Source organism: Reinekea blandensis MED297 (assembly GCF_000153185.1).
In the GTDB taxonomy this organism is placed as follows: domain Bacteria; phylum Pseudomonadota; class Gammaproteobacteria; order Pseudomonadales; family Natronospirillaceae; genus Reinekea; species Reinekea blandensis.
In genome coordinates, this window is sequence record NZ_CH724152.1 from 188,664 (window position 1) to 209,924 (window position 21,261).

At 54.6% G+C, this 21,261-nt stretch carries 19 protein-coding genes; 10 read left to right on the top strand and 9 right to left on the bottom strand.

Annotated features, from left to right (window positions below):
- Positions 1-184: 184 nt before the first annotated feature.
- From ddlA to MED297_RS12540, 5 genes are all read left to right on the top strand, one after another.
- Entirely contained in the window at positions 185-1,264 is a 1,080-nt protein-coding gene (gene ddlA / locus MED297_RS12520; protein WP_008045445.1) for a D-alanine--D-alanine ligase, read from the top strand.
- Positions 1,265-1,341: 77 nt separating this feature from the next.
- A complete protein-coding gene (gene arsB, locus MED297_RS12525) occupies positions 1,342-2,364 on the top strand; it encodes an ACR3 family arsenite efflux transporter (RefSeq protein WP_008045446.1) in 1,023 nt (340 codons plus the stop codon).
- A 22-nt stretch (positions 2,365-2,386) separates the two neighbouring features.
- Positions 2,387-2,887 (top strand): phosphatase domain-containing protein, encoded by a 501-nt coding sequence (locus MED297_RS12530; protein WP_008045447.1) that lies wholly within the window; start codon positions 2,387-2,389, stop codon positions 2,885-2,887.
- 114 nt (positions 2,888-3,001) lie between these two features.
- On the top strand, positions 3,002-3,433 hold the full coding sequence (locus tag MED297_RS12535) for a GAF domain-containing protein (protein ID WP_008045450.1): 432 nt from the start codon (positions 3,002-3,004) through the stop codon (positions 3,431-3,433).
- Positions 3,434-3,443: 10 nt separating this feature from the next.
- Entirely contained in the window at positions 3,444-4,424 is a 981-nt protein-coding gene (locus MED297_RS12540) for an ion transporter (RefSeq protein ID WP_008045452.1), read from the top strand.
- Between the two features lie 9 nt (positions 4,425-4,433).
- Here the strand turns inward: MED297_RS12540 and MED297_RS12545 are convergent, their stop codons facing one another.
- The 4 genes from MED297_RS12545 to MED297_RS12560 all read right to left on the bottom strand — a co-directional run bounded on the left by MED297_RS12545 (position 4,434) and on the right by MED297_RS12560 (position 11,135).
- Positions 4,434-5,612: a M24 family metallopeptidase gene (locus MED297_RS12545; protein WP_008045453.1), complete on the bottom strand. Its 1,179-nt coding sequence runs from the start codon at positions 5,610-5,612 to the stop codon at positions 4,434-4,436.
- Positions 5,613-5,827: 215 nt separating this feature from the next.
- Positions 5,828-6,622: a hypothetical protein gene (locus tag MED297_RS12550; RefSeq protein WP_008045455.1), complete on the bottom strand. Its 795-nt coding sequence runs from the start codon at positions 6,620-6,622 to the stop codon at positions 5,828-5,830.
- 95 nt (positions 6,623-6,717) lie between these two features.
- Positions 6,718-10,050 (bottom strand): methylmalonyl-CoA mutase family protein, encoded by a 3,333-nt coding sequence (locus tag MED297_RS12555; protein WP_008045457.1) that lies wholly within the window; start codon positions 10,048-10,050, stop codon positions 6,718-6,720.
- A gap of 206 nt (positions 10,051-10,256) precedes the next feature.
- Complete coding sequence (locus MED297_RS12560; protein ID WP_008045460.1) at positions 10,257-11,135, bottom strand: 3-hydroxybutyryl-CoA dehydrogenase; 879 nt, start codon at positions 11,133-11,135, stop codon at positions 10,257-10,259.
- Positions 11,136-11,301: 166 nt separating this feature from the next.
- Between MED297_RS12560 and MED297_RS12565 the strand changes: the two genes are divergently transcribed.
- Together MED297_RS12565 and MED297_RS12570 are read left to right on the top strand one after the other, a co-directional pair.
- Entirely contained in the window at positions 11,302-11,697 is a 396-nt protein-coding gene (locus MED297_RS12565; RefSeq protein WP_008045462.1) for a MerR family transcriptional regulator, read from the top strand.
- A gap of 93 nt (positions 11,698-11,790) precedes the next feature.
- Positions 11,791-12,282 carry a YajQ family cyclic di-GMP-binding protein gene (locus MED297_RS12570; protein WP_008045464.1) on the top strand — a complete coding sequence of 164 codons (492 nt, stop codon included), beginning with the start codon at positions 11,791-11,793 and terminating at the stop codon, positions 12,280-12,282.
- Positions 12,283-12,288: 6 nt separating this feature from the next.
- Here the strand turns inward: MED297_RS12570 and MED297_RS12575 are convergent, their stop codons facing one another.
- The 4 genes from MED297_RS12575 to MED297_RS12590 form a co-directional block, all read right to left on the bottom strand.
- Positions 12,289-13,185, bottom strand: coding sequence for a chemotaxis protein (locus MED297_RS12575; RefSeq protein ID WP_008045466.1), 897 nt, complete (start codon positions 13,183-13,185; stop codon positions 12,289-12,291).
- 175 nt (positions 13,186-13,360) lie between these two features.
- Entirely contained in the window at positions 13,361-13,816 is a 456-nt protein-coding gene (locus MED297_RS12580) for a hypothetical protein (RefSeq protein ID WP_008045468.1), read from the bottom strand.
- 147 nt (positions 13,817-13,963) lie between these two features.
- Positions 13,964-14,638 (bottom strand): response regulator, encoded by a 675-nt coding sequence (locus MED297_RS12585; protein ID WP_008045470.1) that lies wholly within the window; start codon positions 14,636-14,638, stop codon positions 13,964-13,966.
- Entirely contained in the window at positions 14,635-16,056 is a 1,422-nt protein-coding gene (locus MED297_RS12590; protein WP_008045471.1) for an ATP-binding protein, read from the bottom strand. Before MED297_RS12590 ends, MED297_RS12585 begins: the two co-directional genes overlap by 4 nt.
- Before the next feature lie 131 nt (positions 16,057-16,187).
- Between MED297_RS12590 and MED297_RS12595 the strand changes: the two genes are divergently transcribed.
- The gene (locus MED297_RS12595) at positions 16,188-17,120 is read left to right on the top strand and encodes an SDR family NAD(P)-dependent oxidoreductase (protein WP_008045472.1); all 933 of its coding nucleotides are present in this window, start codon (positions 16,188-16,190) and stop codon (positions 17,118-17,120) included.
- On the opposite strand, the gene MED297_RS12600 is transcribed toward MED297_RS12595, so the two are convergent.
- Positions 17,081-17,524 (bottom strand): chemotaxis protein CheW, encoded by a 444-nt coding sequence (locus tag MED297_RS12600; protein WP_040557207.1) that lies wholly within the window; start codon positions 17,522-17,524, stop codon positions 17,081-17,083. The genes MED297_RS12595 and MED297_RS12600 overlap by 40 nt on opposite strands.
- Positions 17,525-17,829: 305 nt before the next feature.
- On the opposite strand from MED297_RS12600, the gene MED297_RS12605 reads away from it, so the two are divergent.
- Both MED297_RS12605 and MED297_RS12610 read left to right on the top strand, forming a co-directional pair.
- The gene (locus tag MED297_RS12605; protein WP_008045474.1) at positions 17,830-19,083 is read left to right on the top strand and encodes a sensor histidine kinase; all 1,254 of its coding nucleotides are present in this window, start codon (positions 17,830-17,832) and stop codon (positions 19,081-19,083) included.
- A 128-nt stretch (positions 19,084-19,211) separates the two neighbouring features.
- Positions 19,212-21,146, top strand: a complete 1,935-nt coding sequence (locus MED297_RS12610; protein WP_008045475.1) for an acetoacetate--CoA ligase — start codon at positions 19,212-19,214, stop codon at positions 21,144-21,146.
- The last annotated feature ends 115 nt before the right edge of the window (positions 21,147-21,261 follow it).

Here is a 21,261-nt window from a genome sequence, read left to right on the forward strand (position 1 = left end):
TGAAGACAAGCCGAAACGCTTCGACGCGCGCGCTGGTGATGATATTTGTCAACTCACCCAGACAATTGAGTAGCTTTTGATCAACCTCCGGATCAATTCCCGGACAACCGCTGGCTGCAGTGCTTCCCTTGCGCGGCCCGCGTCTTCATAATACCGGTTGCAATGCAATCATCAGGGTGTACTCGTGGATCAGAAAGTCAAAGTCGGTATCGTTTTCGGAGGGCGCTCTGCGGAGCATCAGGTATCACTCCAGTCGGCCAAAAGCATCATCGATGCCATCGACAGAACCCGTTATGAACCCGTATTGATTGGCATCACGGAACAGGGGCAATGGCTGCTCAACGATGCGACGGACTTTCTGCTCAATGCAACCGATCCGAAAACCATTGAACTGAATCGTCAGGGCCAGCCGGTCACCCTCGCCGCCGGGGATCAGCGTGGTTCCGTCATCCCGACCACGCAAAGCCCGATCAATGCTCAGGTCGATGTCTTGTTCCCGGTCTTACACGGCCCGTACGGCGAAGATGGCTCCATTCAGGGCTTAGCGCGTCTGGCGAACCTGCCCTGCGTTGGCAGCGGTATTCTCGGCTCGGCGGTCGGCATGGACAAAGACATCGCCAAGCGTCTGCTGATTCATGCCGGCCTGAACGTCGCGGATTACGAGGTTGTCCGCAACGGCCAGCTTACTGAGGCCTTGATCGAACGCATCGAAACACGCTTGCAGTACCCGGTGTTTGTTAAACCCGCCAACATGGGCTCGAGCATCGGTGTCAGCAAAGCCGAGAACCGAGAAGCCCTGATCACCGCCGTCGCGGACGCGGCCCGGTTCGACCCTAAAATTCTTGTGGAAGCGCTGGTTGTCGGACGCGAAATTGAATGCGCGGTGCTCGGTAACGATACACCGGAAGCGTCGGTATGCGGTGAAATCGCCGCTAATCAAACGCATGCCTTTTACGATTACGACGCCAAATACATCGATGCCGACGGCGCGGTGTTGAGCATTCCGGCCGCGATTAGCGACGAGGCCTCCGAGCGCATTCGTGAGATTTCCAAACAGGTTTTCACCACGCTGGAGTGTCGGGGGTTAACACGGGTAGATGTGTTCCTGACCGATGCGGGCGAAGTCGTCATTAACGAAGTGAACACCATCCCCGGCTTCACCAAGATCAGCATGTATCCAAAACTGTGGGAGCACAGCGGCCTGCCCTACCCGAAACTGATCGACCGGCTGATTCAACTGGCCATCGACGATTTTCGCGAGTAACCGGTAAGCTTATTGAGCTTTACTTATACGGATGATCATATATATGATTATCCGTATATTTATCAGGACCTTCCTTTATGGGAATCTTTGAACGCTTACTGACGCTCTGGGTGGCGCTGGCCATCGTTCTCGGTGTTGTTACCGGACAGGCCTTTCCCGCATTGTTTTCATTTCTGGCCGGTGCCGAACTGGCGCACGTTAATCTGGTGGTCGCCGCGCTGATCTGGGTGATGATCTTCCCGATGATGGTGCAGATTAACTTTGCAGCGGTTCGCCGAATCGGGCAGTCCCCCAAAGGATTGGCATTGACCCTGGTGATTAACTGGCTGATTAAACCCTTTACCATGGCCGCTTTGGGCTGGTTGTTTTTCCGGGTTATTTTTGCGCCGCTCATCACCCCTGAAACGGCCATGGAATATCTGGCTGGCGTCATTTTATTGGGCGTCGCACCGTGCACGGCCATGGTGTTCGTCTGGAGTCAGCTGACCCGCGGTGACGCCAACTACACACTGGTTCAGGTGGCCGTGAACGATGTCATTATGATTTTTGCGTTCGCCCCGATCGCCGCCTTCCTGCTGGGCATCACCGAAGTTGCCGTGCCCTGGCAAACCCTGTTGCTCTCGGTCACGTTGTACGTGCTGCTGCCATTGATTGCCGGGGTACTGGTGCGTCGGATGCTCGAACGTCGCTCCGGAGAGACCGCCATTCAAGCGTTTCTGCATCGGGCCAAACCCTGGTCCATTCTCGGTCTGCTGGGCACCGTGGTGCTGTTGTTCGGGTTTCAGGCACAACGCATTCTGGATAACCCGTTCGCTATTTTGCTGATTGCCATTCCGTTACTGATTCAGACCTATGGCATTTTCTTTATTGCCTACGGGGCTGCGCGCAGCCTGAAGCTACCGCACCCGGTCGCGGCACCGGCCTGCCTGATCGGGACTTCGAACTTTTTTGAGCTGGCGGTCGCGGTCGCCATTTCACTGTTCGGTCTGAACTCCGGTGCCGCTTTAGCGACCGTTGTAGGAGTTCTGGTGGAAGTGCCTGTGATGCTCAGTCTGGTCTGGTTTGCCAATCGCACCCGACACTGGTTTCCTACTCAATAGGGTCTGCTAAAAGGTTTTAACAATGACTCATCCATTCGACACCCTGCCCTTGCCGACTGGCGGCGCCTTTGTGTTTACACCGTGTCCGGGCACCCGTGGCGAGGCACTGCCCGACGCCTTAAGCCGACTGAAACACACCGGTGCGTCCACCTTGATTACCATGCTCTCAAATGAGGAGCTCGATCATCTCGGTGTGCCCGATCTGGGCAAGGTTGCCGCCGATGAAGGGTTTCATTGGGTGCAACTGCCCATTGAGGATGACTGCGCCCCGGAAGCGCCTTTCGAGCAGGCATTTGCTCAGCATGGGGAAGCCTTACTACAACGTTTAACAGCCGGCGAAACGCTGGTAATTCATTGCCGTGGAGGCACGGGCCGAACCGGTTTAATGGCAGCCATCTTGTTGCTCAACGCCGGTATGGACGGCGCAGAGGTTCAATCGCGCATTCAGTCCGTTCGACCCAAAGCGCTGACCATCGACACACAAACGACCTGGCTGAAAGCCCGCTACCCGGCATTCAACTGAGCAGGTTTCCCGGCCTTCCGTCAGTCTTTTGGGGAACTGATTAACCAGCGTTAGGTCAACGTCTCACTCTTGGCTATACTCAAAATCAACAGGAAATCAGTCGAGGAGCCCACCATGCAGCTGACGCGCAGTTTTGCTGAGCCGTTGTCGGCCCTCAATGACGATCTGGGAACAGACATCGCGATCATCAGCTCCGTGGTAGACGCCTGTTATACGATTTTAGAAGTACAGGCGCCAAGCGATTTTCTGGACGCGGGAAGACGTTTCCCTCTTGGCGATACCTACTGCCATCAAGTGGTTCAAGATGCGAAGACAATTAGCTATGACGCCTTGGGGCGCATTCGTGCCGAGATACTGCATCCGGTCTACACCGCTATGCAGTTGGAAGCCTACGTCGGCACACCGCTATGGTATGAAAGGAAAATCATCGGTACTCTGAGCTTTTCGGGCTTCGGCCCGAAAGTCGGCGGCTTCAATGCGCAGGACCTGAAAAAAGTCGAACAACTGGCCGCCGAGATCAGCACGGCCTTAGAACCCAAACAATAAGCCAACCATTATGCCCGACGCGCTTCGCAAACAGACGGCTCGCATTCTCAGCGTCGATGGTCGACATCGGCTCAGCCGTGTGGTCGATTGGCTGCTCATCCTTCTGATCAGTCTCAACGTTCTCGCCATCATTCTGGAATCGGTGCCGTCCTTTCACGACCGCTATGCCACCCCTCTGTTCTGGTTCGAAGCGTTTTCCGTCACCGTCTTTTCCGTTGAATATGTGTTGCGGGTCTGGTCGAGTGTTGAGCTGGTGGGGTTCAATGACACCGGGGCCTTTAAAGCCCGACTGCGCTACATGGTCACCCCCTTAGCCCTGATTGACCTTTTGGCCATTGCCCCTTTTTATCTCAGTATTCTCTTTGCGGTCGACCTGCGTTTTCTCCGGGTCATCCGACTGCTGCGCATTTTTAAGCTAACCCGATACTCCGGCGCGATGAATCTGCTGCTGAGTGTATTCCGCGAAGAAGCACAGGCATTTATGGCCGCGTTTTTTGTCCTGCTGATGTTGCTGATCCTCGCCTCCAGCGGCATCTATCTGTTGGAACATGAGGTGCAGCCAGACGCGTTCGGCAGCATCCCGGATGCGATGTGGTGGGCAATGGCCACGCTGACCACGGTCGGCTATGGCGATGTAGTACCGATTACACCTCTTGGAAAACTCTTCGGTGGTTTGATTACCGTCATCGGTATCGGCATGGTCGCCCTGCCTGCCGGCATTCTGGCCTCCGGATTTGCCGATCAGGTGCATCGCCGCCGCAGCCAGTACGAGGAACGATTAGAACAGGTGCTGGGCGATGGCATCATCACCCACCATGAACAAGAAGATTTAAGCCATTTGCGAGAATCCCTCGGCCTGAGTCAGGATGAGGTAGAGGATCTGACGCATGCCTACCTGAAAAAACATCAGCAATCGATTCGCCAATGCCCGCATTGCCATAAGCCGCTGATCCAGGAGCGACGTTCCGATCGCTCCTCTTCTGACGAGTAACCGTTGCGACTATTTCGTAAACAGCTGCCGGGGAAAATCGACCAATAACTCATACCCGGTTTCAGTGACGAGCACACTCTCGGTAATCTCGATTCCCCAATCGTCCTGCCAGATCCCGGGCATGAAGTGAAAGGTCATACCGGGCTTCAGCAACGTCTCATCGGTGGCGCGCAGACTGAATGTGCGTTCGCCCCAATCCGGCGGATAACTGACGCCGATCGGGTAACCGCACCGCGCACCTTTCCGGTCAATACCGTACTTCGCCATGGTGGCGTCGAGCGCGTTAGCAATGTCGCAGGTCCGGTTTCCTGGCTTGGCTTGTTCTAGCCCGGCATCAATAGCTTCGAGCAGTGCTTTTTCGGCATTGCGGAAGCGTTCGCTGGGTTTGCCCAAATAGAGTGTGCGAGACATGGGGGCGTGATAACGCTTGAAGCATCCTGAAATTTCAAAAAAGGTCCCTTCATTTGCTCTGAAGGGTTTATCGTCCCAGGTGATATGAGACGCGGAAGCTTCTTTCCCCGAGGGTAACAGCGGGACGATAGACGGATAATCACCGGAATATCCGTCAACGCCGGCAATGGCGGTTTCGTAGATCTGCGACACCACATGACTTTTGGGAATGCCGGCACGCGCGACATCGAGAATCCGCTGATGAATACGGGCCGTGATTTTCCCGGCGATGCGCATGTATTCGATTTCTTTTTCAGACTTGATGGCCCGGGCCCAGTTCACTAGGTTATGACTGTCGACAAAGCGTGCTTCCGGCATGGCCAAAGCCAGTGAACGATGCGCATCGGCCGTATAATAGTAGTTGTCCATTTCCGTCGCGATAGTGCAGCCCTGCCAACCATTTTCGATAAACAAATGCTCAGCCAGCCAGGTCATCGGATGGTTATCCAGGTTTTGCACATATTCTTCAGGGTAGCCGACCATGTTCTCACGCTTCATGAAGCAGCGAATGAGGGCCGCGCTTTCGTCCATCTTACGGCCAAACCAGATGGGTTCCTCATGATCGACATGCACAATCACACCCTGATGCACGTAAAACGACCAGCCATCATATCCGGTCAGCCAATTCATGTTGCCCGGGTCGGTGGCGATCAGGACATCCACCTTACGCTTACGCATCTCCCGTCGAACGCGTTTAACACGGCTCTGATATTCTTTTTTGGTAAAAGCCAGCTTCATGCGTCACCTCTCTTTTTAAACTCGATTTGATTCATGTTGAATGCAAAACGTGAACCGGTTTTTTGAGTTGGACGTTATTTGTACGATAGACGAAGATGGCTGGGGTTGAAAGGATGACTCGAAAGGTAACTCAGATAAGGCGGTAAGCAGAACAGGGCTCAGCGCGCGACCGGAAGATGATGGGTCGCCGCTGAGCATTCAGGCTATAAAACGAATCAGAAATTCAGCGTATAGACAGCATCCATTCCGGTTTTAAAGTATTCAAGCGAGCCACTCATGGATGACCCGTTAAAAGACCAGGTTGCGTCGACGGTGACCGTGTCGCCATTCTTGGTGCCATCATATTCTAACGATCCTGAGCAGCCGGCGGTTTCTTGCATGGTCCAGTTTTCGCTTGCAGACGTCAGGACGACTTCTTCACTTCCAGATGCGGTACGGCTACTCGTTCGGGTCGAACTCAACACACCGTCGTCATAGATTTCAAATGTCAGATTACCAAAGTCCCCAATGGTTCCTGAAACAACTAAGTCCGTCTGATAACCGGAACCCTCATCCATCTCGACAACAGTTTGATAGTGATCGCCTGAGGATACGACCGTCCGAACACGCACCGGGACGCCACCATTCAAGTTTGCTGGCACATCGTAATTGCATTGGTTTTTAGCATAGGACTCTTCAGTGCAGGCATAGACTGTTAGAAAACTCATGAAGCCATCACTCAGGCTCGGAGCTAGAAAAGCGATTACGGCAAATGCTCCGGTCACATCGTCTTCAGCCAGCTCGATACTACCTGCAGCGGCAGTTGCACTCTGGATGAGTGTCAACTCACTGCGTTGGTCAATGGGGTCATTAGCGACGATTTCATCGTCGTCATCAAAGTTACAGACATTATGAGAAGCTTTAAAATCGACGTCAGTACTTCCTTGATTATCACCGTTGGAACCTTCCGGTTGACAGCCGAATAAGACGAATGCCAAAGGGATCGAGCAAAGCACGGTTGATTGGTTCATTGTGATTCCTTGTTTTCTTTTTTTATGAACGAACCATCAATTATGCTTCTTATGGGTGCTGATCTGCAGTGACCAAAGTCACGAATCAGAATCATTCACACATTGCGTCGATACTCGCCACCCACTTCATAGAGGGCATGACTGATCTGTCCCAGGCTGGCAACTTTGACGGCGTCCATCAAGACACCAAAGACATTGCCATGCGCCTTTGCGGTTTCTTTTAACTGACTAAGCGCCATATCGGTGCGGGCTTCGTGCTGCTTCTGAAAACTCTGCAATGCGTGAATCTGCTGGTGCTTTTCCTCATCTGTGGATCGCGCCAGTTCCAGGTCACCACTGGTGTTGCCGTTGTCGTCACCCAGGAAGGTGTTCACACCGATGATCGGCAGCTCGCCGGAATATTTTTTGTGTTCGTACAGCATCGATTCGTCCTGAATCTTGGAGCGTTGGTACATGGTATCCATCGCGCCGAGTACACCGCCGCGTTCACTGAGTCGTTCAAACTCCTGATACACCGCTTCTTCGACGAGGTCGGTCAAGGCATCAATGGCATGCGAACCCTGCAGCGGGTTTTCGATCTGATTCAGCCCCAGCTCTTTGTTGATGATCAACTGGATGGCCACCGCGCGTCGCACGCTGTCTTCCGTCGGTGTGGTGATGGCTTCGTCAAATGCATTGGTGTGCAGACTGTTGCAACTGTCAAACAGTGCATAGAGCGCCTGCAGCGTAGTCCGGATGTCATTGAACTGAATTTCCTGTGCGTGCAGCGAGCGGCCGGACGTTTGAATGTGATACTTCATCATCTGCGAGCGGGCATTCGCGCCATAACGATGCTTCATCGCCCGCGACCAGATACGACGGGCCACCCGACCTATCACCGCATACTCAGCATCCATGCCATTACTGAAAAAGAAACTCAGGTTTGGCGCGAAATCGTTCAGGTCCATGCCGCGCGCCCGATAATATTCCACCAGCGTAAAGCCATTGGCCAGGGTAAACGCCAACTGGGTGATCGGGTTCGCACCAGCTTCGGCAATGTGGTAACCGCTGACACTGACGGAATAAAAATTACGTACGCCGTGATCGATGAACCATTGCTGCACATCACCCATCAGGTGCAATGCAAATTCGGTCGAGAAAATACAGGTGTTCTGTGCCTGGTCTTCTTTCAGAATATCGGCTTGCACGGTGCCGCGTACCTGCTTCAGAGTCTTCGCTCGAATGTCCTGATACTCCGATTCCGACACCAGCTGATCGCCGGTCACACCCAGCAATCCTAAGCCAAGCCCGTTATGTCCTTCCGGCAACGCTCCATGATAGGTAATGCCTTCAGCGCGCAGGGTGTTTATTTTGGCTTCTGCCTCGCTCCAACGGCCCTGTTCTTTCAGATACAACTCAACCTGTTGATCGACGGCCGTGTTCATAAACATCGCCAGTATCATCGGCGCCGGCCCGTTAATCGTCATCGACACCGAAGTGGTTGGTGCACACAGATCGAACCCGGAATAGAGTTTTTTCATGTCGTCGAGTGAGGCGATCGACACCCCGGAGTTGCCAACTTTGCCATAAACATCCGGTCGTTCTGCCGGGTCTTCACCGTAGAGCGTGACGGAATCGAACGCCGTCGACAAACGGGCGGCGGGCTGCCCTTTCGACAGGTAATGAAAGCGTCGATTGGTGCGCTCTGGGGTACCCTCGCCGGCAAACATGCGCGTCGGATCTTCACCCGCTCGACGATACGGATAAACCCCCGCCGTATAAGGGAAGTGCCCGGGCAGGTTTTCTTTGCCGGTAAACAGAACCTGTTCACCCCAATCTTCCGTCTTACAGGAAGCCACTTTGGGGATACGGTTACCACTGAGGGTTGCCCGATAGTTGTCGCCTTGAATGACTTTGTCGCGCACGGTGTATTCAAAAGTCTCGGCTTCGACGCCCGCCATTCGCGCTTTAAAGCTTTGCACAGCGACAACGGTGTCCGGCTGCAACTGACTGAGTTGCTGATGATAATGCTCGACCAATACCGACTGCGCAGCATCAAGTTCCGTCTGCGTGACTTTTTCAAGCGGCGCCACATTGACGCCAAGAACACGCAAGCTTTCGTAAAGATGCTGCACCCGCCGTGCTGATTGCGACTGCTCAACAATCGACTCGTTCAATGAACGACCCTGCTCGGCAATTTCGGCCAGGTAACGTTGATGCTTACCCGGAATCAACACATGCGATTCCGGTGTACCAGCCGGTAACTGGCCCTGCCATTCTCGCGAGTCCTGATCATTCACCATCCGACACAGGTAATTGAAAAAACCATTCACACCCGGGTCATTAAAGTGGCTGGCAATGCTCGCAAAGACCGGCACGTCGTCATCGGCCAGTGAGAACTCGTTGCGATTGCGGCGCCATTGTTTGCGCACGTCACGCAATGCATCCTGCGCGCCTTTGCGGTCAAACTTATTGATCACGACCCAGTCGGCCAGATCGAGCATGTCGATTTTTTCCAGCTGGCTGGCGGCCCCGAACTCCGGCGTCATGACGTAACCGGGAATATCCACCAGATCGACAATGGCCGAGTCGCTTTGGCCAGTACCGGCGGTTTCGACAAAGACCAGATCGAACCCCTGGTGCGTTAATGCGGTAATGGCATCGTTCAGCATTTCATTGGTGGACAGGTTTTGGCGACGGGTCGCCATGGAGCGGAAAAATACATTCGGTTGCCGCAAGCTGTTCATACGAATGCGATCACCGAGCAACGCGCCACCGGTTCGACGGCGGGTTGGGTCAATGGCCAGGACTGCAAAGGTTCGATCCGGAAACTCGGTCGCGAAACGCAACACCAGTTCATCGGTTAGGCTGGATTTGCCGGCCCCGCCGGTGCCGGTCAACCCGATGGTCAGGCATTGTCGGGTAGCCGGTGCATCTTTCGCGCGGCCTTGTTCGATGTCCGTCAGTTGTCGGGCATGCTTCAGAAACGGATGCGCTTGTGCGGTCAGTTCGGCGGAATGAGAGGCCTGGTGCTTGCGAATTTGCTCGACGGCGTCATCGATCATGCCGGTCAGGCCGATCTTCTGGCCGTCATTGGGGTGGTAAATCCGGGTGACCCCGTACGCCTGAAGCTCTGTGATTTCCTCCGGCGTAATGGTCCCGCCGCCGCCGCCAATGATGGCAATGTGTGCTGCACCAGCCTCTCGCAGTTGATCGACCAGATAACGGAAAAACTCGTTGTGCCCGCCCTGATAGGAACTGATGGCGATGGCGTCGGCGTCTTCCTGAAGAGCTGCCTGAACGATGTCATTCACCGAACGGTTATGACCTAGATGAATGACTTCACAGCCGCGGTCCTGAATCAGGCGGCGCATCACATTAATGGCGGCATCGTGGCCGTCGAACAAACTCGCGGCCGTCACCACCCGCAACGGGGTCGTTGTATTCATGGTTCTCTCCGGTCGATCAGCGCGTGCCGGTTGGCGGCTGATTCTGATTTTTTATTTTTTTACGGGTTTCGTGCCGGGCTTACCGATTTTCAGACCTTCTTGTTATTGATGTTATCTGATCGGTAAAACATCCGCCTCGGGAACGACCGAGGCGGTTTAACAATTGGGATCATCACCCTGCTGCGATGACCCCGTGACTTGCCTGATTAAAACGTGGCAATGTTCTCAGGCTCGGCTTCGTAGGTATAAAAACCTTCGCCAGATTTTTTACCCAACAGTCCGGCATCCACCATCTGTTGCAACAGCGGGCACGGACGATACTTACTGTCTTTAAAGCCATCGTGCAGAACATTCATGATAAACAGACAGGTATCGAGTCCAATCACGTCGGCCAGCTTTAACGGCCCCATTGGATGGTTCATGCCCAACGTCATGACGGCGTCGATGTCTTCTGCGGAGGCAACGCCTTCATACAGGGTATAGATCGCTTCGTTGATCATCGGCATCAGCAGCCGGTTCGATACAAAACCCGGGTAATCTTTGACCGACACCGGCGTTTTATTGAGTGTTTTAGACACTTCATGCAATGTATTGAAGGTCTCATCACTGGTCTGTAAGCCGCGAATCAGTTCAACCAGTTCCATGATCGGAACCGGATTCATAAAGTGCATGCCCATGAACCGATCCGGGCGCTTGGTGGCCGCCGCCATGCGGGTCAGGGAAATCGCGCTGGTGTTCGACGCCAGAATGGTATGCTCCGGACAGATGCGATCAATACTCTGAAACAGGGCGATCTTAGTCGGCTCTTCTTCAGTCACGGCTTCCACTACCAGATCGCACTCAGCAAACACCTCCATGCGAGGAGACGTATGAATGCGTTCAATCGACGCTAATTTGCGTTCTTCGTCGATCATGCCGCGGGCGATACACTTATCGAGCCCTTTCTGGATTTTACCGACCGATTTCTGCAGATGACTCGGTTGATTATCGACCAGATGCACCTCGTAGCCATTGCGGGCAAACACCTGCGCAATGCCGCTGCCCATAGTTCCGGCGCCCAGGACACCTACGGTTTTAATTGTCATAATAGCTCCCTCAAACCTTGTCGACGGTGAAGTTCCGGTTCGATGCTTGCCAAGCAGCCTAGTTTTCGTTTACGTTAACGTCAACCATGTGAACCGGTTCAGAATCACAGTATTCCGTAAACTCACCGAAACATGCCTGATACGCATCAACGAGACCCGCACATTAATGAACGACGCAGACCAATACAGCATTCGCGATCTGGCCGATGAATTCGACATCACCACCCGCACGATCCGTTTTTACGAAGACAAAGGGCTGATGCAGCCTGCCCGTGATGGTCAGCGACGAGTCTACAGCAAAGGCGATCGCGCCCGGCTGAAGCTTATCCTGCGTGGTAAGCGTTTGGGGTTCAGCCTCGACGAAATCACGCAGCTGGTCAGCCTGTATGAAACACCGGAAGATACCGTGCCGCAGCTGGAGCAGTATCTGGAAACACTGCGCAACCACCGATCGCTGCTGGAAAAGCAACGCGCCGATATCGAACGAACACTGACCGACCTGGCGCGGGCGGAAGAAGAATGTCGTCAAGCATTAACCACGACGCTGAACGGCCAGTCTTAACCTGCCGCGGGGCGCGGTGTTCACTTGCACCGAGCCTCACTGGCACGTAATCTTTGCGCATCCCAATTTTACTGATCCCACAGGACCCCTGCGATGCCATCCTTTGACATTGTCTCTGAAGTTGAAAAGTCTGAACTGAAAAACGCGGTTGAGAACGCCAACCGTGAACTTGCCACCCGCTTTGATTTCCGGGGCGTCGACGCCAGTATTGAGCTGTCCGGCGATGACACCATCACGCTGAAGTGTGAGTCCGACTTTCAGGTTCGGCAGCTGCAGGACATTGCCGCCAATAACTGCATCAAGCGTGGCATTAATGCTGCCTTTGCCGAGGTCGAGGACACGCCGATCCATACCGGTAAAACCTTCTCGCTGAACATGAAGTTCAAGAATGGACTGGAGACACCAACCGCCAAACTCATTGTCAAACGCATCAAAGAAAGCGGACTGAAAGTGAAAGCCAATATTCAGGGCGAAAAGGTCCGCGTTGAAGGCAAAAAACGCGATGATCTCCAGGGTGTGATGCAGCTCTTACGAGATGAAAAGAAGATCGAACAGGACCTTCAGTTCAACAACATGCGTGACTGAACTCGGTTAACTCCCGGGCTGTTGACTCAACCGTTCCGCCCCCCGCAGCATCGACATCACCAACTCTTTGGCATCAAACTTGGTCAGTGCTTCGTCGGCACCGACCTGTTTGGCCTGAGAAACGGAAATCTCGCTGGAAATTGAGGTATGCAGGATAATGTAGGCTTTGGCCAGCGGCGGTGCACTGCGCACTTCAAACGTCAGTTCATAGCCGTCCAACCCGGGCATTTCAATGTCACTGACCAGAATGTCGACAGCCTCCCCCTGATTGGCCCGCTCATGCATCAGGTCCAGTGCTTTCTGACCGTTATCAGTCACTGCAAAAGGAATGTTCAGCGCGCTGAGCACATCCGTCAGCTGTTTTCTGGCTGTGCGCGAATCGTCCACCACCAGGATATTCAGCGGCTTTAGCCGTTCACGATCGACATCTGTCACCGACACGCGGGTATTGGTGCTGGGATATACCCGTTCCAATAACAGTTCAACGTCCATGAGCTGGACCAGCTTCTCGTCCACCTCGACCGTACCGGTGATGAACACATTCGGCCCCAGCGACTTGGACGGCGACTGAATGTTTCGCCAATTGGTCTCGATGATGCGATCAATCCGGCTGACCAGAAACCCCACGGTTTTTCGCTGACAGTCGGTGACGACAATAAAAGCATCGTCCAAGCGATCTTCTGGAATCGGGCCGTTGCCCACAACCTCCGCCATATCCACGATGGGAATGGTCTGACCACGAATCGTCAGTGCCCCTTTGACACCGGGTTGAGACTGTATCATCGGGGTGACTTTCCGAAACGGCACCAGCTCCCGGATTTTCAACGTACCCAAGGCAAACTGCCGATCGTTGTGTAACCGGAACAGGAGCAACCCCTGTGCGTGCTGCGCTTTTGAACTCACTGTGAAAACTGCCCTCTGACACCGTTCTGTGGATAGGTTATCGGCGGCTAAACCGGTTGCTGAAGTATAGCGGTTAGAATGATCGATGCGTGATGCTGGGTCAGTAAAAAAGCTAAAAAACCGGGCTAAGCCCGGTCAAAAAAAACAATAGGAATCCATTGGGGGGGATTTTAACTCAGCGCTTACCAGGACCGCCGCGTTCGCCCATGCCGCCCCGACTACCCGGACCAAAGCCACCGCGATGCGCTTCCATGTACTCAATGAACTCCGCTGTGACGTCGGGTCTGAGGATGACGTTCAACTCATCGGTCAACTGTTGCGTCATGTCGGCCTGATGGGCGTCACGAATCGCCTGCATTTCTTCATAGCTTGGGCGCTCTTCTCGGTCCATCAGGCTCTGGCGAACTTCCCACATGGCATCACGCTGAGCGTCCCAATTGGCTTCAAGAACGGCCAACACCTCGGTTCGCTGCGCGTCCGTCAGTTCCAATTGGGTGAAGATGTAATCGAATCGCTCGGCGGCATCCACCTGTCCGCGTCCGCCACCATTAAAGGCATAGGCCGAGCCTGCGCCCAGTGCCAACGTTGCAACCACGGTTGCGGCAATAAATTGTTTCTTGAACGAGGTCATGGTTAATCTCCTGATCGATGATTAGCAAAGGCCGGTTGCCTTTGGATAAGACCCAGTATCGGATTCAATTGCGCAAACAATATGGACGAAATGTGCAATGACACCCCGCTGACAAAGCAGGCAAGAGCAGCCTGTTTCAACAGGCTGCTAGGCTCTGGGGTGATAACGGTAACCCGCCCCGTACACAGAATGGATGAAATCGTGATCCTCGCTGAGTTGCTGCAGCTTACGACGCAGTTTCTTAATATGACTGTCGACGGTCCGATCCGACACGATGCGCCGGTCTTCATAGATATGATCAATGATCTGATCACGTGAAAAAATCCGTCTTGGATGGTTTTGCAGCAACGCAAGCAGACGGACTTCCACTTGGGTCAGTTCGACACTGTGGCTGCCCAACTCCACCATCGCGAGGGCTTCGTTCAATATGGGATTCAACGAAACCGGCGGAGCAGCTTCCGGATGCGTGCGTCGCAAGATCACTTTCACCCGGGCCACCAGCTCACGCAAACTGAAGGGTTTGCAGAGATAGTCATCGGCCCCGATTTCCAGGCCAATGAGACGATCCACTTCCTCGACGCGGGCCGTGGTCATGATGATCGGCACTGTGCTGCGACGTCGCAGATTCCGGCACAGTTCCAGACCATCGAGCCCCGGAAGCATCAGATCGAGCACCAGCAGATCCGGTTCATGCGTTTCTAACCATTGCTGAGCGGTGTCGCCCCGGTCGAACAGCGTCACCTCGTAACCGGCCGCCTTCAGGTAATCGCGTTCCAGTTCAGCCAGTTGGCGTTCATCTTCAACAATGACAATGTGGCTCATGCTTTGAAATCCTCATAATCCGGTAACGTCAGCTCAATGCGCAAACCGCCCGCGGCACTGTGCAAGGCCTGGATGTGGCCGTCGTGCGCCGTCACGATGTTCGCCACGATGGCCAACCCCAGGCCCGCGCCACCACTGTCTCGCGAACGTGATGATTCCACCCGATACAGCCGGTCAAACAGGCGCGGCAAATCATCGTCACCCACCCCGGGATACGAGTCTTCCCAGTTCAGTTTCACCTGCCCCCCGGCCCTGTCCAGACGAACATGCAAGGTTCCGGGACGATCCGTATAGCGCAGAGTATTTTGCAGCAGATTGTTGAACAGTTGCGTCAAACGGGCCTGATCGGCCCGAACCCAGAGCGGTTGCGCAGGCGGCACCCATTGTAAGGTTAAGCCGTCACTGTCCGACACCGGAAAACTGCGTTCCAGAAACCCGTTCAGCTGTTCTGTCAGATCAACCCGGTCAAACCGATAACTCAGCGCACCGGCATCCGATTGCGATAGCTGGTGCAGATCGTTGACCAACTGGGTTAAGCGCACCACCTGCGCATGCATGGATACCAGCCAAGCTTCATCCACCTGCCGAACCCCATCCTGGGCGGCCTCAATGTCAGCAAGAAAGATGGCAACCGGCGTTCGCAGTTCGTGCGCAATATCGCTGACCAATTGTTGACGGTCTTGCTGATTTTTCTGCAACGCGCGCGCTAGGCGATTAAAATCGGCCGCCAGCCGGCCCAGTTCATCCCGGCGCTCCTCGGGAACGGAGACCGACAGATCGCCCTGCGTCATTTCGCGTACCGCGCCACTCAATCGTTGAATCGGCCGCACGAGCCAACCGGAGAAAGGGATCGCTAACAATCCGGCAATCAGAATTCCGGCGAGTCCAATGATCACTAACTGCCGTTGCTGCTGACGGGCAAACAGATCATCAAAACGGCTGTCCAATCGCGCCGATGGAACAAACCCAAGGTAGGCGATCGGCTGAGCAGAGCTCGTTGACGTCACCGGTATCCATACATGCTGATCTTTCCGGCCAGCCGCCCCCAGCAGTAGATCATCGGTTCCTGCTTCACGCAGAACCAGTCGATCAAAATAGCCTCCGTTCATCGGTGGCCCCGGCATCCGGTCTTTGGAGAATCGGTCGATCAAGCGCATTTCCCGACGGGACATGGATGATTGAACGACCCGAACCCAGGTCGGCTTATCCCACCCGACCCAACGCCAATCACCCTGCCGTTGATACTCTTCAGCAATGTTCTCAATCAATGGCTGTAACCGACGCCCTTCCTGCTGTGCGATATAGTCAGAAAAGCTTCGGCTAAAGCTGGCCGCGTTCAATGCCATCAACAGTCCCACCATCAGTACATTGCCCAGGACAATGAGGCTGAACAACTTCACGCGAATGGAATTAAACATGGGAGCAGTAACCGGCAGACAACGAAGTTGTCAGCTTATCAGGAAAATGTGCAAACAAAATGCATGAACCAATCCGGTCCATTTTTCGTACAACCCGCTATGAACAGTAACCTGACATTGGTCATCTAAAGATGCTCGATACCTTGAAAGACTACAGCGTGGTGTATTCCTTTGACCGAAGCGGCTATGAACGTCACGCCCGTCATTTTTCTGAACTGAATGCAACCTCGTTAGCCGGTAAGCACTTCCTGGTTACCGGAGGCACACGCGGTATTGGTCAGGCCATTACCGAAGGTTTGCTGGCCTACGGTGCTGAAGTTACGGTCAGTGCACGCTCAGATCGCGACTACCGGGCCAATTTCGGCCACCATTCCCGAGTTCGTTTTTTGCCGTTGGATCTGGCTGACTTCAACGCCGTCATGGCCGCTGATCTGTCGGTATACGATGGCGTGGTGCTGAACGCGGGGGGAATGCCAGACAAACTGCAGGTTGTCGAAGACCGGTTTGATGTCATTTTCGCCTCACAGGTGGTCGGCCATTTCCTATTGGTACGCCGGCTCATCACTGAAGGCAGCCTGAAGCCGTTAAGCCCGGTTCACTGGGTCGCCAGTGGCGGCATGTATCTGCAAAAGCTCAATCTCTCGGATCTCAGCTGGCAACGCACCGATTACGATAAAGTGAAGAGCTATGCCAATGCCAAGCGCGCTCAGGTGATTCTCAATGAGCTGATGGCACAGCGATTTAAGAACTTCACGTTTTCCTGTTCTCACCCGGGATGGGTGGCCACTCAGGCCCTGGCCGATGCATTGCCGGGCTTCACTAAAAAGCTCGGGCATCGGTTGCGTACTCCGGAGCAAGGCGCTGATACGATTCTCTGGTGCCTGGAACAAGGCCGGAAGTTGAAAAGCGGGCGCTTTTGGTTTGATCGTCGGGCCCGTAAAACGCATCCGTTTTTCTGGACCCGGGAACGCGAAGCCGATCGACTGGCGTTACTGGAACTGCTGGAGGCGGAATGGCATGCCCATCAATCCATACCGTCTAAAGTCGCCACGTCGGTGAACTGAGCCATTAACTGCTCCAGAGCGGTTGCATTGATCAACTGATACAGGCGTTCATCCCGGGATATCGTGCCGAGAATGTAGCCACCGGCCATGTTGGTGTCCATGTCATCGACGTTGAAGTATTGCACCCCTTCAACCTTGTCGACGGCGAGACCAACCCGGCTTTCCGGGAAATCCAACACCAACATAAAGCTGGGGTCTTCGACGACGCCGGCCCCGTTCATTTCAAGCACATCCATCACGGCCAGTGTTTCACCACGCAGACTGATCAGGCCTTTCACACCAACCGCATGACTAGGCACCGGGTTCAGCGGTAGCCAGGGGACCACTTCTTTGATCAGGGTTGCCGGAAACGCCAAAGGCTCACCGTTCAACTGAACAACGACCCACATTTCTAATGATGCCATCTTTATAACCCCTTACTCACCGCACTTTCAGATTAGACAGCAACCTCCGCCTTGGCAAACGGATTGTCACTTTTTCCGGTCGGCCCCTATACTGCTTTTTACAGGTCCCAAACGCTGTATCGGCCAGTCACTGAAGACTTTAAGGCATGACGGCAAAAAACCGTTGAGCGACTTTGCAGGCATCAGGACCTGTGCAAACATAACCTCTACCCATCGGCACACCACGTGCGCCGGGTGTATGGTTGGGAGGGTGGACCGCAAGCGTCGTTATGCACTGAGTGTCATCAGTCATCCGAGGAGTATGAATGACGTATCTGGAACGACTCAACAACGCCTTTGAACGGCTCAAACAAGCCCGCAGCGCCGATGATCTCTATCGACAGGCCGTATTGGCTGCCCAGCAACAACTGGGTTTTGATCGAGCCGGCATCTTTCTCTACGACCGGTCAGCCAATCAGATTGTGGGAACCTGGGGCAACGATGCCAACGGGCAACTGCGTGACGAGCGTGATTATCGCGCGCCCATGGAAAAGCATTTGATCGTACAGGCGTCAGACCCGCATATTCGCCTCACGGAGGATGCGCCCCTAAAGGAGCTCGGGCAGACCGTCGGCACCGGCTGGCACTTGCAGGCAGCGATATTCTCCGGTGAGGAACTGCACGGCTGGCTGTTTGTGGACAACCTGATTCACCATCAACCCATCACCGATGAACAATTTCATGTTATCCAGAGCTTCTCGAATGCGCTGGGCCAACTCATCATACACAGTCAGATTGAAGACACCCTGATCGACGCGCTCGACTCATTGGTCAGTCATGAGAACCAAACCCTGTCAGCTCTGGACCGGGTCTCACAACTGGAAGCTCAGATCGCCGGCAGTCGCCGCCTGGTGCAACTGGCCGAGCGACTCAGTGGTTTGGTGCCCATGAGTGCCCGGGCGGTTGGCAATCTGGTAAATTTTGTCTCGCTGCTGTCATCAACGCAGTTTGCCGACTCGGATCAGGCATTGCTGGCGTCGGCACAAAAATCGGCCAATCAGCTGTCACGGATTTATCGCTACTTCGACCAAAAGGTGCACGAAGCCACCGAAAACGACATTCAAACCTTGGAGGCTTCTGTCGTTCAGCACTATTGGCAAAACCAGTTCAACCCGCTGTTTCGTACCACCCCCCACGAACTTGAGATACACACCAATACGCCCGAGGATGACATTGCTTTACCGCTCATTCTCTTAACGCAGCTGGTTAAAGAGCTGCTCACCAACGCGTTGTGTCACGGCCTGGAAAAGAGTACCGGTGGGCGGGCCTGCGTCACCCTTGAACAATCCGATCGATTACTGTGCGTGCATGTCGAAGACTCAGGGATTGGGTTGGAGCCGGATCAGTACGAAGAAGTCCTGAAGCTCTTTGTGACCTCAAAACCCAACGAGTATTTAGGTACCGGCTTAAACGTCACCCAACACTACACGGAACGCTGGTTGAACGGTCAGCTGGAGTTGAGTGAGTCGCCGCTGGGCGGGTTGCGTTGCACGATCCGCATTCCACGACCTGACAACTGAGACTGTAAGCGCCGCCTGACACCCCATCAGGACGCAGATGTTCGCCTCGTACCAACCGACTATTCCCCTGATTTTGCCTGCGCGGTAGGGTACGGCGTCATAACTCAACAAGAATAAAAGAGAGTGTTATGTCTGATCTGCTTTATCAGCCAAGTGAACAGCAAATGGCGAAAAGCCAGCTGACGGCCTTCAGCCAACAGCTAACGGCTGCCACGGACCAACCGTTCCCCGACTACCCGTCGCTTCATCAATACAGCATCACCCATCTGGACACCTTTTGGCGTCAGGTCTGGCAATTTGGCGGGGTAATCGGTGAGCCGGGCGATACCGTGCTGACGTCCAATCAGATGCCCGGCGCTCGCTGGTTTCCGGACGCTCAACTGAACTTTGCTGAAAACCTGCTGGCTCACGGCCACGATGAACAGACCGCCTTGATCAATCTCAGCGAATCCCGCGGGGAAAGCCGACTCAGCTACGGCGAGCTGCGCCACCAGGTCATGCAGCTCGCGGCTTACCTGAAACAGGAATGCGATGTGCAACCGGGCGATCGCGTCTGCGCCTATCTCGGCAACACACCGGAAGCCCTCATTGGTATGTTAGCCACGACCTGGCTGGGTGCCACCTGGTCATCCGCGTCTCCGGATTTTGGTCGGGAAGGGGCACTGGACCGCTTTGGTCAGATCGAGCCTAAGGTGCTGATCGCCGGTAACGGCTATCGTTATGGCGGCAAAGATTTTGATCGCAGTGATGTGATTCAGGCGCTGATGGAAGACATCCCTTCCATCAAACACGCCCTCATCGTCCCGGTTCTGGCTACCGTGGCACAGCCTGAGAACACAACCGCCTTTGACGACGCCGTATCCGGGCAACGCCTACCACCGGACGTCACCCGTTTCCCCTTCGACCATCCGCTTTATATCCTGTTTTCGTCCGGAACCACCGGCAAACCCAAATGCATTGTTCACAGTGCCGGCGGTACGCTGCTACAACACATTAAAGAACTGCGCCTGCATGGGGACATCCGGCAGGATTCGGTATTCTTCTATTTCACCACCACCGGCTGGATGATGTGGAACTGGCTGGCCTCAGGCCTCGTCACCGGTGCCACCCTGGTTTTGTACGACGGTAACCCGATGGCACCCACTCCGGATGTTCTCTGGGCACACGCCGCGAATCTGGGTATCACTCACTTTGGCACCAGCGCCAAATACCTCTCGGCGTGTCGCAAGCAGAATCTGTCCATTCCTGAGCTACCAGCCTTACAGGTGATCTTCTCAACGGGTTCGCCGCTGGCACCGGAGGATTTCGACTGGGTATACCAAGAGGTGAAACCGGATGTGCTGTTGCATTCCATATCCGGAGGCACGGACATCGTCTCCTGTTTCGTCGGCGGCAACCCCTGGTCGCCAGTGGTCAAAGGTAAAATTCAGGCAGCCAATCTGGGGATGGCCGTGGAGTCCTGGAGTGACGAAGGAAAGCCCCTGATAGATCAGCGCGGCGAGTTGGTCTGTACCCGCCCGGCCCCCTGTATGCCACTGGGATTCTGGAAAGACGACGACCAACAACGATATCGTGCGGCCTATTTCGAACGCTTCCCTGGAGTCTGGGCGCACGGAGACTTTTGCACCATCGACGCGCAGGGGCAGGTGGTGATCCTGGGTCGCAGCGATACCACGCTGAACCCTGGTGGCGTGCGCATTGGCACCGCCGAAATCTATCGCCAGGTGGAACTGATCGACGCGGTGCAGGACTCACTGGTGGTCGGACGGCCCAACGGCGATGACATGGACGTGGTCCTGTTTGTGGTGCTTTCCGAAGGTGTCACCCTGACCGACGAGTTGAAAACAACCATTGCCGGCAAAATCCGCCAAAACACGACCCCCCGACATGTGCCCCGCTTCATCATTGAGGTTCCGGCCATTCCCTACACCCGTTCCGGCAAAAAAGTTGAACTGGCCGTGACTCAGATCCTACGTGGCGAGTCACCGAAAAACCTGACCGCCCTCGCCAATGCGGACTGCCTGGCACATTACCAGCGTGTTGCTGATCATTGGTCTGAATGACCCTTTCCTCGGGCCGCCCGCCGTGTCGGCGGCCTTGGTACTCACCATTAAGACAAGGATGGATAGCCAGATGCGACCTTCCGTATTGCCAGAGGCTACTTTATCGATGGTTCTG

Bases quoted from the DNA above. Each gene is read 5' to 3' on its own strand.
- arsB (WP_008045446.1), top strand. From the start codon at position 1,342: ATGGGAATCTTTGAACGCTTACTGACGCTCTGGGTGGCGCTGGCCATC.
- MED297_RS12530 (WP_008045447.1), top strand. From the start codon at position 2,387: ATGACTCATCCATTCGACACCCTGCCCTTGCCGACTGGCGGCGCCTTT.
- MED297_RS12535 (WP_008045450.1), top strand. From the start codon at position 3,002: ATGCAGCTGACGCGCAGTTTTGCTGAGCCGTTGTCGGCCCTCAATGAC.
- MED297_RS12540 (WP_008045452.1), top strand. From the start codon at position 3,444: ATGCCCGACGCGCTTCGCAAACAGACGGCTCGCATTCTCAGCGTCGAT.
- MED297_RS12545 (WP_008045453.1), bottom strand. From the start codon at position 5,612: ATGAAGCTGGCTTTTACCAAAAAAGAATATCAGAGCCGTGTTAAACGC.
- MED297_RS12550 (WP_008045455.1), bottom strand. From the start codon at position 6,622: ATGAACCAATCAACCGTGCTTTGCTCGATCCCTTTGGCATTCGTCTTA.
- MED297_RS12555 (WP_008045457.1), bottom strand. From the start codon at position 10,050: ATGAATACAACGACCCCGTTGCGGGTGGTGACGGCCGCGAGTTTGTTC.
- MED297_RS12560 (WP_008045460.1), bottom strand. From the start codon at position 11,135: ATGACAATTAAAACCGTAGGTGTCCTGGGCGCCGGAACTATGGGCAGC.
- MED297_RS12565 (WP_008045462.1), top strand. From the start codon at position 11,302: ATGAACGACGCAGACCAATACAGCATTCGCGATCTGGCCGATGAATTC.
- MED297_RS12570 (WP_008045464.1), top strand. From the start codon at position 11,791: ATGCCATCCTTTGACATTGTCTCTGAAGTTGAAAAGTCTGAACTGAAA.
- MED297_RS12580 (WP_008045468.1), bottom strand. From the start codon at position 13,816: ATGACCTCGTTCAAGAAACAATTTATTGCCGCAACCGTGGTTGCAACG.
- MED297_RS12585 (WP_008045470.1), bottom strand. From the start codon at position 14,638: ATGAGCCACATTGTCATTGTTGAAGATGAACGCCAACTGGCTGAACTG.
- MED297_RS12590 (WP_008045471.1), bottom strand. From the start codon at position 16,056: ATGTTTAATTCCATTCGCGTGAAGTTGTTCAGCCTCATTGTCCTGGGC.
- MED297_RS12595 (WP_008045472.1), top strand. From the start codon at position 16,188: ATGCTCGATACCTTGAAAGACTACAGCGTGGTGTATTCCTTTGACCGA.
- MED297_RS12600 (WP_040557207.1), bottom strand. From the start codon at position 17,524: ATGGCATCATTAGAAATGTGGGTCGTTGTTCAGTTGAACGGTGAGCCT.
- MED297_RS12605 (WP_008045474.1), top strand. From the start codon at position 17,830: ATGACGTATCTGGAACGACTCAACAACGCCTTTGAACGGCTCAAACAA.
- MED297_RS12610 (WP_008045475.1), top strand. From the start codon at position 19,212: ATGTCTGATCTGCTTTATCAGCCAAGTGAACAGCAAATGGCGAAAAGC.